Here is a 14,948-nt window from a genome sequence, read left to right as displayed (position 1 = left end):
GAGTCGTCCGCGGAGGCGGCATGGCTGCTTCGTTGCTCACCCTGGGGTCGATCGTCGCCGGGGTGGTCGGTGCCGTGGGGCTGCTGGGCTGGCTCGCCCGCCTGGTGTTCGGCGGTGCCCGGCTGCCGGTACGGCGCCAGCGGGTCGCGCCGGTGCCGCAGCACCGGCCGATCGAGGTCGTCGCCGCCGACCTGCGCCGGCTCGCCGCCCTGCTGGCCCGGGTGCCCGCCGGCGCGCCGATGGCCCGGCGCCGTGGCCTGCAGGCCGCCTACGACGACGTCCTGGAAGAGGCCGCGCTGATCCTCGAGGTGCCGCACACCCTGGCCGGCCGGCCTCCCGGGACGGCGCGCGACACCGAGCGGCTGCGCCTGCAGACGGCCCTGACCGACGCGGGACTGGCGGTGCGCGACTGAGCGCCGCCGACGCCGGCCCGCGGGGACCCCGGCTGTTCTTCGCCGTCACGCCGCCGGCTGCGGCGCGCGAGGACCTCGACCGCGCGCTCGAGCCGCTGCGCACCGCCCCGGGCGGACCCCGGTGGACCGCACCCGAGCGATGGCACCTCACCCTGCTGTTCCTGGGCCGGGTCCCCGACGAGACCGTGCCGCCACTCGTCGAGGGGGCCGGTCCCGCGGTGGCGGCCACGCCGCCGCTCACGCTCCGGCTGGCCGGGGGCGGCCGGTTCGGCTCACGGCGCCGTCCCTCGGTGTGCTGGGCCGGCGTCGCCGGGGACGGCGACGTGCTCGGTGCCCTGGCCGCGCGGCTGGCCCGCGTGGCCCGCTCGCTCCGGCTGCCGGTCGAGGACCGGCCGTTCCGGGCGCACCTCACGCTCGGCCGCTGGCGACCCGGACGCCCCGGCGACGGCGACCTGCCCGACCGGCTGGCCGGCTACCGCGGCCCGAGCTGGCCGGTGACCGAGGTCGAGCTGCTGGAGAGCCACCTCGGCCCCGCACCGCGCTACGAGCGCCGGGCGGCCTGGCCGGTCGGCTGACCGCGGTCGACGCTGCGGGCGGACGACCCGAGAGGCGCCCTGGCAGTCTCGGGGCCGTGCCGCAGACCCGTCCCGAGATGTCCGAGTTCGACGCCGCCACCGCGGTCACCCGCACGGAGGGCGGTGGGCTGACCGCCGAGCTCGACGAGGGGTGGGACGTCGGCCCCGGCATCCTCAACGGCGGCTACCTGCTCGCGGTGGTCGCCCGGGCGGCGCTGACCGCGAGCCCGCACGAGCACCCGGTGGCGGTGTCCGCGAGCTTCCTGCGGGCCACCGCCCCCGGCCGCGCCTCGCTGACGGTCACGCCCGGCCCCGCGGGCCGGACGCTCGCGCACGCCGCCGTGCTCCTCACCGGCGCCGACGGCCCCACGCTGTCGGTCCAGACGACGACGGCGACGCTCACCGACGAGCCAGCCGCGTACTCCGCCGCCCCACCGCCGGAGGCCACCCCCGTGCAGGACTGCCTCCCCGCCGTGGACGACGGCACGTCGGTCCACCCCCTGCCGCAGGTGGGCCTGCGGACGCGGGTGCACACCCGGCTGGACCCGACGACCGCCGGCTGGGCGACGGGCCGGCCCGGGGAGGAGCCGGTCGTGCGGGGCTGGGTGCGGCTGGCCGACGGCCGGGAGCCCGACCCGCTCGCGCTCCTGCTCTTCGCCGACGTCCTCCCGCCGACCAGCTGGGCGGTCGGGCGGTTCGGGTGGGCGCCGACCGTGCAGCTGCAGGTGCTGGTCCGCGCGCTGCCGGCGCCGGGGTGGTGCCTGGTCGAGGCGCGGGCCGGCGAGGTCGCCGGAGGCTGGCTCGACGAGGACTACCGCATCTGGGACTCGACCGGCCGGCTGGTCGCGCAGAGCCGCCAGCTCGCCCGCCTGCCGCGCTGACCGTGCTCGGCGGTTCCCCCGCCACGGTCCCGACGCCCTGATCGTGGGCGGAGCGCGCCTTGGCAGGATCGACCGCGTGCCCGCCGCGCCTGAGCTCATCACCGACCCGGACGACGAGCGGGTGGCCGACTTCCGCGACCTGAAGTCCGGTGACCGCCTGCCGGGCACCGAGCGGGGGACCGGGCCGGTGATCGTGGAGGGGGTCCCGGCGGTGGAGCGGCTGCTGGCCTCCCCGTACCGCGTCCGGGCGGTCTTCGGCGTGCCCGGCCGGGTCGCCGCGCTGGGCCTGCCCGAGGGCGTCCCGGCCTACGAGGCGGACAAGTGGGTGCTGTCGGAGGTGATCGGGTTCCGGCTGACCCGAGGGGTGCTGGCCTCGGCCGACCGCCGCCCTCCGGCCGACCTCGATGCGCTGCTGTCGGGTCCGGACCCGGCCGCGCCGCGCCGGCTGGCGGTCCTCGAGGCGCTCAACGACGCGGAGAACCTGGGCTCGATCGCCCGGTCCGCCGTCGCGCTCGGGGTCGACGGTCTGCTGCTGGACCCGCGCTGTGCCGATCCGCTCTACCGGCGCTCCGTGCGGGTCTCCATGGGGCACGTCCTCGCGCTGCCGTTCGCCGTCCTGCCCGACTGGCCGGCCGGGCTCGGGCGACTGCACGAGGCGGGCTACCTCACCGTCGCGCTCACCCCGGCGCCGGACGCCGTGGACCTCGCCGAGGTCGACCCGCGCGCCCACCCGCGCACCGCCGTGCTGCTGGGCGCGGAGGGGCCCGGGCTCAGCCCCGAGGCGCAGCGGGCCGCGCGGGTCCGGGCGCGGATCCCGATGCGGGCCGGCGTCGACTCCCTCGGCGTGGCCGCGGCGGCCGCGGTCGCCTTCGCCACCCTCCGTTGAGCCGGGGTCCCGTGCTCGCCGTCAGGTGGCCTGCTGTCAGCCGCGCAGGCTGAAGCGGGCCAGCAGGGCGCGGGCGTCCTCGGCGCGGGCGGGGTTGCACATCACGTCGTAGCGGCCGGCGATGATCGCGCTGGTGCTGGTGAAGTCGCGCCGTCCGCGGGTCGCCGCGTAGCCCATCGCGCCGAACAGGGCGCCGAAGACCAGGCCGATGAGCAGGCCGGACAGCACCGAGCCGACCCAGTTGCTGCCGTCGACGGCGAAGATGCCCAGCAGCAACCCGACGAACAGGCCCCACCACGCACCGGCCGCCGCGCCGGCCCCGATCGCCCGGCCCCAGGTGAGCCGGCCGGTGACCCGCTCGACCTGCTTGAGGTCCGAGCCGATGATCGTGACGTTCTCGACCGGGAACTTCTCGTCGGCCAGGTAGTCGACGGCGGCCTGCGCCTGCTCGTAGCTGTCGTAGGACCCGACCTGCACGCCGCCGAGCGGCATGGACACCGACGCTGACATGGGCACCTCCTACCCCTCGGGGAACGGCGGACACGTCCACCCTGTTCCGGAGTGGGGTCAGCGGTGGCGGCGGACCCCGAAGACGATGTCCTCCCAGGCCGGGATGCGGGCGCGCGGGTCCTCGTCCTCGTCCCCGCCCGGTCGGCCCAGGACGACCGTGTCGTGCTCGGCGATGTCGTCGTCGAACTCCGGGTCGGTGCGCCGCTCGCCGGTGCGGGAGTCCTGCGGCAGGACCGGGCGCACGTGCTCGTCGTCGGCGTCCTCGTCCGACGCCAGCCGCGAGGAGGCCGGGGCGGCGACCCCGTCGTCGTCGGGGACGACGGCGACCGGCCGGCTCCGGTGCCCCGGGGGGGTCCGCTCGGCCGGCACGTGCGGGACGACGCGGACCAGGCGGGTGCCCTCGGCGAAGTCCGTGGTGGCCGCGTCGACGGGGGTGACGGTACGGGCGGCGGTGTCGTAGGCCCAGCGGGTGAGGCCGGACTTGGCGCCGGCCTGCCAGGCGGCGGTGACCTGCCAGGCGCCGTCGGAGGCGCGGAAGGCGTCCCAGCGGACGGCGTCGAGGTCCGCGCCGAGCAGCCGCAGCCGCTCGGACATGAACTGCTGCAGGGGGACCGCCGGCGTGCCGTCGGAGAGCCGGACGCGGGCGTCACGGGCCTGCTCGGCGACCCGCTCGCGCTCCTGCAGCACCGGGTGGGCGAACCGCATGATCCGCTCGACCCGGATGCCCGAGGCCTGCGCGACCTGCTCGGGGGTCTCGCCGGCGCGGATGCGGGCCTGGATGACCCGCGGGGGCAGGCTGGCGCCGATCTCGACGTCGATCTGGCCCAGCCGGCGGGCGTCGCCGCGGGCGGCGGCGCGGACCCGCTCGTCGATGGGCAGCTCGAACCGCTCGCCCTCCTCCCCGGGCTCGGCACCGTCGAGGGCCAGCACCAGGCTCTTCCCGTCGTCGGAGAGCGCCACGAGCCGCAGCGTGCGCATGGGCGGCCTCCTGGTCATCTGCACGGGTCGGGCGGGTCGGCCGGCTCGGGAGAGACGGCTCCGGTGCACGAGGCTATCCGCGCGCGCGGGGACCCGTCGGCAGGCTCGCCCGGCGTGGCGCGACTACGCCACTCCCAGCGGAGTGCAGGAGCGCAGGAGACCCGTACCGTTGCACTCCGCTGCGACAGGGTCCCCTCAGAGCTCGCCGACGACGAAGTCGATGCAGGCGGTCAGCGCACTGACGTCGTCCGGGTCGACGGCCGGGAACATGCCCACCCGCAGCTGGTTGCGGCCCAGCTTCCGGTAGGGCTCGACGTCGACGACGCCGTTGGCCCGCAGCACCTTCGCGACCTGCGCGGCGTCGACGGACTCGGCGAAGTCGATCGTCCCGACGACGAAGGAGCGCTCGTCGGGGTCCGCGACGAACGGCGTCGCGAACTCCGACTGCTCGGCCCAGCCGTACAGCCGGCGCGAGGACTCCTGCGTCCGGGCCACGGCGCCGGAGAGCCCGCCCAGGGACAGCAGCCAGCGGATCTGGTCGGCCAGCAGGAACAGCGTCGCCACGGCGGGGGTGTTGTAGGTCTGGTCCTTGCCGGAGTTGTCGATGGCGATCGACAGGTCGAGGAACCCGGGGACCCAGCGGCCCGAGGCCTTGATCTCGGCCACCCGCGCCAGGGCGTCGGCGGACATCAGCGCGACCCACAGCCCGCCGTCCCCGCCGAAGTTCTTCTGCGGGGCGAAGTAGTAGACGTCGGTCTGCGAGACGTCGACCGGCAGCCCCCCGGCGGCGCTGGTGGCGTCGATGAGCACCAGTGCGTCGTCGGCGCCCGCGGGCCGCTGCACCGGGGCCATCACGCCGGTCGAGGTCTCGTTGTGCGCCCACGCGTAGACGTCGACGCCGTCGGCCGCCTTCGGCAGCGCCAGCGACCCGGGGTCGGCCTTCGCGATCACCGGGTCGGCGAGGAAGGGCGCCTCGGCCACCCCGGAGGCGAACTTGGCCGAGAACTCGCCGTAGGTGCCGTGCGCGCTGCGCTCCCGGATGAGCCCGATGATCGCCGCGTCCCAGAACGCCGTCGTCCCGCCGTTGCCGAGCACGACCTCGTAGCCGTCGGGCAGGTCGAACAGCTGGGTCAGCCCCTCACGCACCTGGCGGACCAGGCCCTTGACCGGCGCCTGGCGGTGGGAGGTCCCCATGAGGGTGGCGCCGCTGTCGGCGAGTGCCTGGAGCGCCTCGGGGCGGACCTTCGACGGACCACAGCCGAACCGGCCGTCGGCCGGCAGCAGGTCGGCGGGGATGGTGATGCTCATCCGGGGGGAGTGCCTCTCGGGGTCGGGGTCCTCTGTCAGGCCGGCGCGGCCTGGTCGACGGCCTTGGTGCGGATGGTGTCCCAGCCCTCGACCTCGTCGGGCCGGCGCGGGGCCGGGCCGACGTAGCGCGCCGAGGGGCGCACCAGACGGCCGGTGTTCTTCTGCTCGAGGATGTGAGCGCACCAGCCGGCGGTGCGGGCACAGGTGAACATCGAGGTGAACATGTGGCTGGGCACCTCGGCGAAGTCCAGGACGATGGCCGCCCAGAACTCCACGTTCGTCTCGATCGGCCGGTCGGGACGGCGCTCGCGCAGCTCCTTGAGCGCGGCCTGCTCCAGCGCGAGGGCGGCGTCGAACCGGGGGGCGCCCAGCTCCTGGGCGGCCCGGCGCAGCACGCGGGCGCGCGGGTCCTCGGCGCGGTAGACGCGGTGGCCGAAGCCCATGAGCCGCTCGTGGCGGTCGAGGAGGTCCTTGACGTACCGCTCGGCGTCGCCGCTCTGCTCCACGCCGTCGAGCATGTGCAGCACGCGGGAGGGGGCGCCGCCGTGCAGCGGGCCGGACATGGCCCCGATCGCGCCGGAGAGGGCGGCGGCGACGTCCGCGCCGGTCGAGGCGATGACCCGGGCGGTGAAGGTGGAGGCGTTCATGCCGTGCTCGGCGGCCGACGTCCAGTAGGCGTCGACGGCGGCGACGTGCCGGGGGTCGGGCTCCCCGCGCCAGCGGACCATGAACCGCTCGACGATCGTCGAGGCCTCGTCGATGCGCTTCTGCGGAACGGCGGGGACGCCGATGCCGCGCGCGGACTGCGCGACGTAGGACAGCGCCATGACCGCGGCGCGGGCCAGCTCGTCGCGTGCCTCCTCGGCGCTGATGTCCAGCAGCGGCTTGTAGCCCCAGATCGGGGTCAGCATGGCCAGCGCGGCCTGCACGTCGACCCGGACGTCACCGGTGTGCACCGGGATCGGGAACGGCTCGGCCGGCGGCAGGCCGGGGCCGAACTTGCCGTCGACCAGCAGCGCCCACACGTTGCCGAAGGTGACCTTGCCGACGAGGTCCTCGATGTCGACGCCGCGGTAGCGGAGCGCGCCGCCGTCCTTGTCCGGTTCGGCGATCTCGGTCTCGAAGGCGATGACGCCCTCCAGCCCCGGCTTGAAGTCGTCGGCCATCTCGCATGCTCCTCTGCGCGCGGGACTCGTGACCCATCGGGATGGGCACACGACTACGAGCAGACCCTAGGCCGTGCCGACACGCCCAGGACAGCCGGGGCGGGGGCTCGCGGTGTGCGCGCCGGTGGGGACGGCCAGTGACAGCATGGGCCCCGTGCCCGACCTCTCCCGCATGCGCAGGGACTACGAAACCCGGGGACTGCGCGAGTCCGACCTCGCCCCGACGTGGGTGGAGCAGTTCGACCGCTGGTTCGCCGACGCCGTCGCCGCCGAGCTGCCCGAGCCCAACGCGGTCGTGGTGGCGACCGCGGACGCCGACGGCGCCCCCGACGCGCGCATCGTGCTGGTCAAGGGCTACGACGAGTACGGCTTCGTCTTCGGCACCAGCTACGCGTCGGCGAAGGGCGCCCAGATCGCGGTGAACCCGCGGGCGGCGCTGGTCTTCCCGTGGCACGCCCTGCAGCGCCAGGTGCGGGTGACCGGCCGGGTGGAGCGCATCGGGAGCGCCGCCTCCGACGACCTGTGGGACCCGCGGCCGCGCGGTGCCCAGCTGGCCGCGGTCGCCTCGATCCAGTCGACCGTCGTGGACTCCCGCGAGGAGCTGGAGGAGCGGCTGCGCCGGCTGGACGCCGAGAGCGCGGAGGGTGGGCTGCCGCGGCCGGAGGTCTGGGGCGGGTACCGGGTGGTGCCCGAGCGCGTGGAGTTCTGGCAGGGCGGGGCCGACCGGCTGCACGACCGGCTCCGCTTCGTGCGCGACGACGAGGAGGGGGGCGGCTGGGTGGTCCAGCGGCTCGCCCCGTGAGCGGCCCCGGGAGCGGCCCGTCGCCGGTCGACCCCGTGGAGGGCGGCGGCCCGGTCGAGGAGCCGGTGCCGGTCGAGCCGAGGAGCCGCCGCGGCTGGGCCATCGACACCACCCCGCTGCGCAACCCGCACTACCGGCGGCTGTTCTGGGGTGTCGCGGCGACGATGATGGGCCAGCAGATGACGCTGGTCGCCGTCCCGTACCAGGTCTACGACCTCACCGGCTCCTCCCTGCTGGTGGGCGTGACGTCGATGGTGGCCCTGGTGCCGCTGATCGTCTTCGGCCTGCTCGGCGGCGCGATCGCCGACGCGATGGACCGGCGCCGGCTGATGCTGGTCACCGGCGCGGGGTCGGCGGTGACCAGCGCGCTGCTCGCGGTCCAGGCCCTGCTGCCCGGCGGGGGCAACCTCTGGCTGCTGTGGGTGCTCACCGCCTGCGTGTCCGGGTTCACCGCCGTCAACCAGCCGGCCCGCAGCGCGGTCATCCCGGCGCTGGTGGGGCCGGAGGGGGTGCCCGCGGCCAACGCGCTGGCGATGACGGTGCGTCAGGTCGGGGTCATCGCCGGGCCGCTGCTGGCCGGTGTGCTGATCGGCTTCGGGGAGCTGTTCCTCACCTACGCCGTCGACGCCCTGGGCTTCCTGGTCGCCGTGCTCCTCCTGCGCGGGCTGCCGCACCTGCCCCCGGGGCGGGACGCCGGCCCGCTGCGGCTGGGCGCGGCCGTGCGCGGGGTGGGGGAGGGGTTCGCCTTCCTCCGGACGCAGCCGGTGCTGCTCATGACCTTCGTCGTCGACGTCATCGCGATGCTCTTCGCCTGGCCGCAGGCGGTGTTCCCGGAGCTGTCGGAGGGCCGCTACGCCGGCTCGCCCAACAGCCTGGGCTGGTTGTTCGCCGGCGTCTCCATCGGTGCGCTGGTCATGGGCCTGACCTCCGGGTGGGTGACGCGGGTCGACCGGCAGGGCGCGGTCGTGCTGGGGGCGGTCGCCGTCTGGGGCGTGGCGATCATCGGCTTCGGGTTCGCCCCGACGCTGTGGCTCGCGGTGCTGTGCCTCGCGGTCGCCGGCGCGGGCGACATGGTCAGCGCCGTCCTGCGCTCGTCGATGCTGCAGCTGGCCGCGCCCGACCACATGCGCGGCCGGATGCAGGGCGTGTTCATCGTCGTCGTCACCGGCGGCCCCCGCCTGGGCGACCTCCGCGCGGGGGCGATCGCGAGCGCGGCCGGGGTGAGCGCCGCGATGGTCTCCGGCGGCGTCGTGGTCGTCGTCGCGATGCTGCTCGTGGCCCTGGTCGTGCCCTCGTTCTGGCACTTCCGGGCCTCGCGGTCGACGTACGCGACGGTCCCGGCGGGCGGGGCCCGGCCGGCCTCGCCCGCCCCCGAGAGCGGCGAGGACCGGCCCGGACCGGCTGCTCCATGACCGGTCCCCTCCGGACCCGCTCGGACAGGGGTCAGGCGAGCGCGCCGGCGACCACGCGGAGGTCGGCGACGAGGGCGGCGTAGGCGGCGTCCCGGGCCTCGTCGGGTGTCCGCAGGACCGCCGAGGGGTGCGTGGTGGCCAGCATCCAGGTCTGGTGCGGGGCGTCCTCGTCGTCGTCGGCCGGCTCTCCCTCGGCGGCGGCCACGCCGGGTGCCGTCCAGGGGAGGAGCTGGCCGCGGTCCTTGGTGATGCGGAAGGACGGCGAGATCAGCGCCTTGGCCGCCGTCGCGCCGAGGCAGACGACCACCTCCGGCTGGAGGACGGCGAACTCGGCCTCCAGCCACGGGCGGCAGGCGCGCAGGTGCTCCGGGCCCGGGGTCTGGTGGATCCGCCGCTTGCCCTTCTGCGTGAACCGGAAGTGCTTGACGGCGTTGGTGACGTAGGCGTCACGGCGGTCGATGCCGGCCTCGGCGAGCGCCTTGTCCAGCAGCCGTCCGGCCGGGCCGACGAACGGCTCGCCCTTCCGGTCCTCCTGGTCGCCGGGCTGCTCGCCGACGAACACGATGCGCGCGGTCTCCGGCCCCTCCCCGAAGACCGTCTGCGTGGTGCCCTGCCACAGCTCGCACGCCGTGCACCCGGCGGCGGCCGAGCGCAGGCCCTCCAGCCCGACCCCGGTCGGCGGCTGCGCGGGGACGTTCTCCTGGCTCATGGCCCGATTCCACAGCAGTCGGGCCGGAACCGCAGGGCCCGGGCGCATGACAGCCCCGTGACAGCGGCCCGCGGACGGTGACCCTCGCCGGCGCCCGACCGGGCGCCCTGCTGGAGAGGACCTCCGCGTGACCATCCGCACCGACCCCGTCCGGCGGGCGCTCACCGCCGGGACGTGGGCCCTGCCCGTGTCCACCGCGCTGCTCGCCGTGGGCACCCTGACCCACCAGCCCGACCCGCGCACCGACTTCGCCGGCTACGCCGAGTACGTCACCGGGCCGGCGTTCCTGCCCAGCCACCTCGGCGCCAGCATCCTCGGCGCGGCGGTCGGCATCGTGGGGACGGCGAGCGCGGCCCTGCTGGCCGCGCGGCCGAGCGGCCGGCCCGGCCGGACCCTCGCCGGTGCCGCCGCCACCGTGCTGGCCACCGTCCTCAACACGGCCGTGTTCGGGGTGGCGGCGTTCGCCCAGCCGGCCATCGGCCGGGCCGCCACCGCCGGCGTCGAGGGCATCGAGGCCGTGGACGCCGACGTCTACGGCCCGGAGCTGTTCACCACCGCCGCGGTGGCGTTCGTGGCCTGGACGGTCGGGGCGGTGCTGCTGGGGGCGGGGATCGGCCGCAGCAGCCCGGCACTGCGCGTGCCCGGCGTCGTCCTCGCCGCGGCGCTGGTCGTCTTCCACCCGGCCGGCATCGTGGGCAGCGTCGTCCAGCCGGTGGCGGCTGTCACGGGCCCGACAGCACCGTGACAGCCGGGTGCGGAGGGTCCGGGACGTCGCGGCAGCCCGCCGCGGTCCCGACGTCCCAGGAGCTCGTGATGACCCAACTGCTGCACATCTCGTCCTCGCCCCGCGGCGAGCGCTCGGAGTCCCTTGCCATCGCCCGCACGTTCCTCGCGACCTACCGGGAGCTCCACCGGCGGAGGTCTTCTGAACCGCCTCCAGGTCTGCCGGGGTCCGGCCGATAGTTTCGGTGACCACCGGTAGACGACGTCCTGGGGAGTGCGGTGCTGGAGTTCGACGGCCTGGTCAAGACCTACGGGTCCCACCGGGTGCTCGAGGGGGTGTCGTTCACCGTCGCACCGGGCTCGATGTTCGGGTTCTGCGGGGCCAACGGCGCGGGCAAGACGACCACGATGCGGATCGCCATGGGCCTGGCCCGCGCCGACGCCGGCGAGGTCCGGTGGCGGGGCCGCCCGCTGGACCAGGCGGTGCGCCGGCGGATCGGCTACATGCCCGAGGAGCGCGGGCTCTACCCGAAGATGCGGGTCGGCGAGCAGCTGGCCTACTTCGCCCGGCTGCACGGGCTGGACGCCGCCGCGGCCGGCCGCGCCGCCGAGCACTGGGCCGAGCGGCTGGGGCTGGGCGCCCGGCGCCGCGACCAGGTGGAGAAGCTGTCACTGGGCAACCAGCAGCGGGTCCAGCTGGCCGCGGCGCTGGTCAGCCGGCCCGAGGTGCTCATCCTGGACGAGCCCTTCTCCGGCCTGGACCCCGTCGGCGTCGACGCCCTCGCCGAGGCGCTGCTCGAGCAGGTCCGCGACGGCGTCCCGGTCGTCTTCTCCAGCCACCAGCTCGACCTGGTGGAGCGCCTGTGCGACGCGGTCGGGATCCTCGCCCGCGGGCACATCGTCGCCTCGGGCACGGTCGCCGAGCTGCGCCGGCGGGAGGCCGGCCGCCTGCTCCGGGTGGTCGTGCCCGACGCGCCGCAGGGCTGGGCGTCCGTGCTGCCGGGGGTGCGCGTGGCCTCCCAGCAGGCCGGGGACACGCTGCTCGAACTGGACGGCGGCACCGACGACCAGGCCGTGCTCGCCGCCGCACTGCGCACCGGCCGGGTCACCCACTTCGCCTGGCGGGAGCCGACCCTGGTCGAGCTCTTCCGCGGGGCCGTGGCCGATCCGGCCCCCGCGCGCGAGGAGGTGGCCGCGTGAGCGAGCCGCGCACGCCGTCGAGCGCCGCCCTGGTGCGGCTGGTCGCCGGCCGCGAGATCAGCAGTCGCATCCGCGACAAGAACTTCATCATCAGCTCGATCGTCATCATCGTCCTGCTGCTGGGTGCCATCGCCTTCAACGTCGCGGTCAGCTCCGGCGGCAACGAGGGGCGTCTGGGCATCGTCGGTGACGGCGACCGGCTCGGCCCCGCCGTCCAGGCCCAGGGCGAGGCGGTCGGCGTGGACGTCGAGGTCGTCGAGTACGCCGACGAGGCCGCGGCCCGGGCCGCGGTCGAGGACGACGAGGTCGACGGCGCGCTGGTCGAGGGCGCCGGCACCGACCCGCAGCTGATCGTGCGCGAGCGCGACGCGACCATGGAGGCCGTCGTCACCAGCGCGGTCAACAGCGTGGGCATCTCCGACCGGCTGCTCGAGGCCGGCGTCGACCTGCAGACGTTGCCCCAGGTCGCGGTCACCCCGCTCGAGGGCAGCGAGGACGACGGCCAGGCGGTGGTCGTCGCGATCATCGGCGTCGGGGTCCTCTACGGCCTGCTGATCCTCTTCGGGCAGTTCGTCGCCCAGGGCGTGGTCGAGGAGAAGTCCAGCCGGGTGGTGGAGCTGCTGCTGGCCACCATGCGCCCCTGGCAGCTGCTGGCCGGCAAGATCCTGGGCCTGGGCGTGCTGGGGCTCGGCCAGATCGTCGTCATCGGCGTCGTCGGTGTGGCCGCGGCGCTGGCCTTCGACATCGTCACCGTCCCCGGCGACCTGATCAGCACCGTGGTCACCGTCGTGGCGTGGTTCGTCCTCGGGTACGCCTTCTACGCATCGGTCTTCGCCGTGGCGGCGTCCCTGGTCAGCCGGCAGGAGGACCTCGGCAGCGTGCTCACGCCGACGACGATCCTGCTGGTGGTCGGGTTCATCGTGGCCATCCAGGCCGCCGGCGACCCGAGCAGCACGCTGGCCACGGTGACCTCCTACGTGCCGGGGCTCTCGCCGACGGTGATGCCGGTGCGGCAGGCGGCGGGCGAGGTCGCGGCCTGGGAGGTCGCGCTGGCCGTCGTCCTCATGCTGGTGGCGATCGCGCTGATCGTCCGGCTCGGCGGCCGGGTGTACGCCGGCGCGCTGCTGCGCACGAGCGGCAAGACCAGGATCCGGGAGGCCCTGCGGGCCGAGGGCGCCTGAGGGAGGACCTCCTCCAGGGCCCGGCCTCGCACGCGCGGGGCCGGGCGCTGGGCGGGCAGCGGGCACGTCGTCGGTGCGGGCTGGCCGCCGGCCGACGTGCGGCGGGAGGTGCTCGTCGAGGCGCTGCAGGTCATCGGCGACCTGACCCCGCGGCGTTCGACCCGGCCGGCCAGTTCGTCCGCGAGGAGGACGTCGCAGAGGGCATCCCCTCCGGGACCGACGAGGCCGCGGGGGTGACCCGGCGCACCGCCTCCGAGGGGTGAGACGCCACGGTCGGGGGACGACGCCGCCGCCGGCCGCCGCCATGATCGCCGGCATGGGGAAGGACCTCGACGGGCGCCTCCGGCGGCTGCGCGCCTGCCGGGACGCCGACGTGATCATCGAGCTGGGCTGCGACCTGGCCGAGGCCGGGCGGGACCGGGACGCCGAACGCTGCTTCCGCCGCGCGGCCGAGCTCGGCGCCCCGCTGGGCTGGTTCAACCTGGGCAACTCGCTGGCCGCGCGCGGCCAGGTCGAGGAGGCCGCGCAGGCCTACGAGCACGCCCTCGCCGGCGGTGAGCGCGACGCCTGGGTCAACCTCGGGCTGGTGCTCGAGGAGCTCGGCGACCTCGCCGGGGCCATGCGGGCCTACCAGGGTGCCGGCGCGGCCGGAGACCCCCAGGGGGCGCTGCAGCTGGCCTTCCTGCTGCACGAGCAGGGGGAGCGGGTCCAGGCGCTCGAGGTGGCGGTCGAGGTGGCCGTGAGCGGTGACGCGGTGGCCGCCGCGGTCGTCGCCGGCTGGCGGTGGCGGGAGACCCAGGACCCGGCCCTCGAGGCGGACCTGCGCGCCGGGCAGGCGCACTACCCCGGCACCCGCGTGGCCCTCGCCCACCTCCTGCGCGAGACCGGCCGGCCCGCCGAGGCGCGGTTCGTCCTGGAGCGGGGGGCGAAACTGGGCGAGGCCCAGGCCTGGCTGCCGCTGGGCAACCTCTACGCCGACGAGCTGCACGACGAGGAGGCCGCCGAGGAGGCCTACCGGGCGGGCATCGCGGCCGGCGACACGTACTGCCACCACAACCTGGCGGTGCTGCTGGCCGAGCGGGGCGACCTCGACGGGGCCGTCGAGCACCTGCGGCTGGGAGCCGCCGACGGGGACGACCTCGCGGCGCAGGCGCTGCGCGACCTCGACGGCTGCTGACGGACCTGCGAGATCTGCACAGTGGAGGCCATCAGAACCGCGACGGGCGCCACTGTGCCGATCTCGCGGGTGGGGGCGAGTGCCGCAGGCGGCGGTCAGACGACCTGGCGGAGGCCGCCGAGCGGGCCGCGGTAGGGGAACGCCGGCGGGCCGGTGACCCCGGGCCGGGCCGTGAACAGCCGGCCGGCGTCCGGCTCGGCCGCCCGGGCGGCGTCGTCCATCCCCTCCGTGGAGGTGCTGATCACCAGCAGGTCGCGGCCCGGACCGGCGAAGGCGCAGCTGGAGGTCTGGCGCACCGGCACGTGGACGACCGCCAGCAGGTCGCCCTCCGGGGACCACCGGCGCACCTGCCCGCCGCCCCACAGCGCGGTCCAGATGCACCCCTCGTCGTCGACGGTCAGGCCGTCGGCCACGCCGTCCTCGCCGGAGAACTCGAGCAGCACCCGGCCGTTGGTGAACGCCCCGGTGGCGGGGTCGTGGTCGAAGGCGTGCACCACGCCGGGCCCGGAGTCGGCGAGGTAGACGGTGCGGTCGTCGGGGGACCAGCCGATGCCGTTGGAGACGGTCAGCCCGTCGAGCACCGTGGTGACCGTCCCGTCGAGGTCCAGGCGGTACAGCGCGCCGGCACCGGGCCGCTGGTCGAAGGCCATGGTCCCGGCGAGGAAGCGCCCGGCCCGGTCGCAGGCGGCGTCGTTCATCCGGGTGCCGCCGTCCTCGGGGCTGCCGCCCTCCCCGGCGAGGGTGACCAGCACGCGTGCGGTGCCGTCCTCGGACAGGTGCGTGAAGCCGCCGTCCGCGGCCAGCAGCCAGCCGCCGTCCGCCGCCGGGACGACGGCGCCGACGGTGCGTCCCCCGCGGTGCGCGGCGACCTCGGTGAGCGTGCCGTCCTCGGCGACGGTGGCCCGCCGCACCGTCCCCGCGGAGATGTCCACCCAGAGCAGCTCACCCCGGTCGTCGTCCCAGGTGGGGCCCTCCCCGTGCTCGGCGGCGGGCGGGGCGGCGGGGGAGGCGGGGAGGCGTTGCACGA

Annotated in this window: 16 protein-coding genes; 10 read left to right on the top strand and 6 right to left on the bottom strand. The window is 75.9% G+C overall.

What is annotated here, in order from left to right; genetic code table 11:
* Positions 1-20: 20 nt before the first annotated feature.
* From ACI79I_RS03195 to ACI79I_RS03180, 4 genes are all read left to right on the top strand, one after another.
* Entirely contained in the window at positions 21-413 is a 393-nt protein-coding gene (locus ACI79I_RS03195) for a hypothetical protein (RefSeq protein ID WP_456990823.1), read from the top strand.
* Entirely contained in the window at positions 410-988 is a 579-nt protein-coding gene (gene thpR, locus ACI79I_RS03190) for an RNA 2',3'-cyclic phosphodiesterase (RefSeq protein WP_456991055.1), read from the top strand. Before ACI79I_RS03195 ends, thpR begins: the two co-directional genes overlap by 4 nt.
* 56 nt (positions 989-1,044) lie before the next feature.
* On the top strand, positions 1,045-1,869 hold the full coding sequence (locus ACI79I_RS03185) for a thioesterase family protein (protein ID WP_456990822.1): 825 nt from the start codon (positions 1,045-1,047) through the stop codon (positions 1,867-1,869).
* A 76-nt stretch (positions 1,870-1,945) separates the two neighbouring features.
* Positions 1,946-2,755, top strand: a complete 810-nt coding sequence (locus tag ACI79I_RS03180) for a TrmH family RNA methyltransferase (protein WP_456990821.1) — start codon at positions 1,946-1,948, stop codon at positions 2,753-2,755.
* A gap of 36 nt (positions 2,756-2,791) precedes the next feature.
* Here ACI79I_RS03180 and ACI79I_RS03175 read toward each other — a convergent pair whose 3' ends face one another.
* From ACI79I_RS03175 to ACI79I_RS03160, 4 genes are all read right to left on the bottom strand, one after another.
* A complete protein-coding gene (locus tag ACI79I_RS03175; protein WP_456990820.1) occupies positions 2,792-3,265 on the bottom strand; it encodes a general stress protein in 474 nt (157 codons plus the stop codon).
* Between the two features lie 57 nt (positions 3,266-3,322).
* Positions 3,323-4,243, bottom strand: a complete 921-nt coding sequence (sepH, locus tag ACI79I_RS03170) for a septation protein SepH (protein WP_456990819.1) — start codon at positions 4,241-4,243, stop codon at positions 3,323-3,325.
* Between the two features lie 195 nt (positions 4,244-4,438).
* Positions 4,439-5,551 (bottom strand): phosphoserine transaminase, encoded by a 1,113-nt coding sequence (serC, locus tag ACI79I_RS03165; protein ID WP_456990818.1) that lies wholly within the window; start codon positions 5,549-5,551, stop codon positions 4,439-4,441.
* 35 nt (positions 5,552-5,586) lie between these two features.
* Positions 5,587-6,717 (bottom strand): citrate synthase 2, encoded by a 1,131-nt coding sequence (locus ACI79I_RS03160; RefSeq protein ID WP_456990817.1) that lies wholly within the window; start codon positions 6,715-6,717, stop codon positions 5,587-5,589.
* Positions 6,718-6,862: 145 nt separating this feature from the next.
* On the opposite strand from ACI79I_RS03160, the gene pdxH reads away from it, so the two are divergent.
* Complete coding sequence (gene pdxH / locus ACI79I_RS03155; protein ID WP_456990816.1) at positions 6,863-7,519, top strand: pyridoxamine 5'-phosphate oxidase; 657 nt, start codon at positions 6,863-6,865, stop codon at positions 7,517-7,519.
* The gene (locus ACI79I_RS03150) at positions 7,516-8,931 is read left to right on the top strand and encodes an MFS transporter (RefSeq protein WP_456990815.1); all 1,416 of its coding nucleotides are present in this window, start codon (positions 7,516-7,518) and stop codon (positions 8,929-8,931) included. The genes pdxH and ACI79I_RS03150 overlap by 4 nt, the downstream gene beginning before the upstream one ends.
* A 31-nt stretch (positions 8,932-8,962) precedes the next feature.
* On the opposite strand, the gene ACI79I_RS03145 is transcribed toward ACI79I_RS03150, so the two are convergent.
* Positions 8,963-9,640 (bottom strand): UdgX family uracil-DNA binding protein, encoded by a 678-nt coding sequence (locus ACI79I_RS03145; RefSeq protein ID WP_456990814.1) that lies wholly within the window; start codon positions 9,638-9,640, stop codon positions 8,963-8,965.
* 127 nt (positions 9,641-9,767) lie between these two features.
* Here ACI79I_RS03145 and ACI79I_RS03140 point away from each other — a divergent pair, with 127 nt between their 5' ends.
* From ACI79I_RS03140 to ACI79I_RS03125, 4 genes are all read left to right on the top strand, one after another.
* Positions 9,768-10,385 (top strand): hypothetical protein, encoded by a 618-nt coding sequence (locus ACI79I_RS03140; protein ID WP_456990813.1) that lies wholly within the window; start codon positions 9,768-9,770, stop codon positions 10,383-10,385.
* A 257-nt stretch (positions 10,386-10,642) separates the two neighbouring features.
* The gene (locus ACI79I_RS03135; RefSeq protein ID WP_456990812.1) at positions 10,643-11,563 is read left to right on the top strand and encodes an ABC transporter ATP-binding protein; all 921 of its coding nucleotides are present in this window, start codon (positions 10,643-10,645) and stop codon (positions 11,561-11,563) included.
* Positions 11,560-12,744 (top strand): ABC transporter permease, encoded by a 1,185-nt coding sequence (locus ACI79I_RS03130; protein ID WP_456990811.1) that lies wholly within the window; start codon positions 11,560-11,562, stop codon positions 12,742-12,744. The genes ACI79I_RS03135 and ACI79I_RS03130 overlap by 4 nt, the downstream gene beginning before the upstream one ends.
* 316 nt (positions 12,745-13,060) lie before the next feature.
* Complete coding sequence (locus ACI79I_RS03125; RefSeq protein ID WP_456990810.1) at positions 13,061-13,921, top strand: tetratricopeptide repeat protein; 861 nt, start codon at positions 13,061-13,063, stop codon at positions 13,919-13,921.
* Positions 13,922-14,016: 95 nt separating this feature from the next.
* Here ACI79I_RS03125 and ACI79I_RS03120 read toward each other — a convergent pair whose 3' ends face one another.
* Positions 14,017-14,946 carry an SMP-30/gluconolactonase/LRE family protein gene (locus ACI79I_RS03120; protein WP_456990809.1) on the bottom strand — a complete coding sequence of 310 codons (930 nt, stop codon included), beginning with the start codon at positions 14,944-14,946 and terminating at the stop codon, positions 14,017-14,019.
* Positions 14,947-14,948: the final 2 nt, after the last annotated feature.

The sequence above is a fragment of the Geodermatophilus sp. SYSU D01105 genome (genome assembly GCF_054050095.1).
Note: the sequence above shows the minus strand (reverse complement) of the source record. Positions and strands in the feature narration are given on the sequence as shown.

What these genes read in the sequence shown, in the direction of transcription:
- pdxH (WP_456990816.1), top strand. Translation starts at nt 6,863, where the DNA reads ATGGGCCCCGTGCCCGACCTCTCCCGCATGCGCAGGGACTACGAAACC.
- ACI79I_RS03145 (WP_456990814.1), bottom strand. Translation starts at nt 9,640, where the DNA reads ATGAGCCAGGAGAACGTCCCCGCGCAGCCGCCGACCGGGGTCGGGCTG.
- ACI79I_RS03125 (WP_456990810.1), top strand. Translation starts at nt 13,061, where the DNA reads ATGGGGAAGGACCTCGACGGGCGCCTCCGGCGGCTGCGCGCCTGCCGG.
- ACI79I_RS03195 (WP_456990823.1), top strand. Translation starts at nt 21, where the DNA reads ATGGCTGCTTCGTTGCTCACCCTGGGGTCGATCGTCGCCGGGGTGGTC.
- ACI79I_RS03160 (WP_456990817.1), bottom strand. Translation starts at nt 6,717, where the DNA reads ATGGCCGACGACTTCAAGCCGGGGCTGGAGGGCGTCATCGCCTTCGAG.
- serC (WP_456990818.1), bottom strand. Translation starts at nt 5,551, where the DNA reads ATGAGCATCACCATCCCCGCCGACCTGCTGCCGGCCGACGGCCGGTTC.
- ACI79I_RS03175 (WP_456990820.1), bottom strand. Translation starts at nt 3,265, where the DNA reads ATGTCAGCGTCGGTGTCCATGCCGCTCGGCGGCGTGCAGGTCGGGTCC.
- sepH (WP_456990819.1), bottom strand. Translation starts at nt 4,243, where the DNA reads ATGCGCACGCTGCGGCTCGTGGCGCTCTCCGACGACGGGAAGAGCCTG.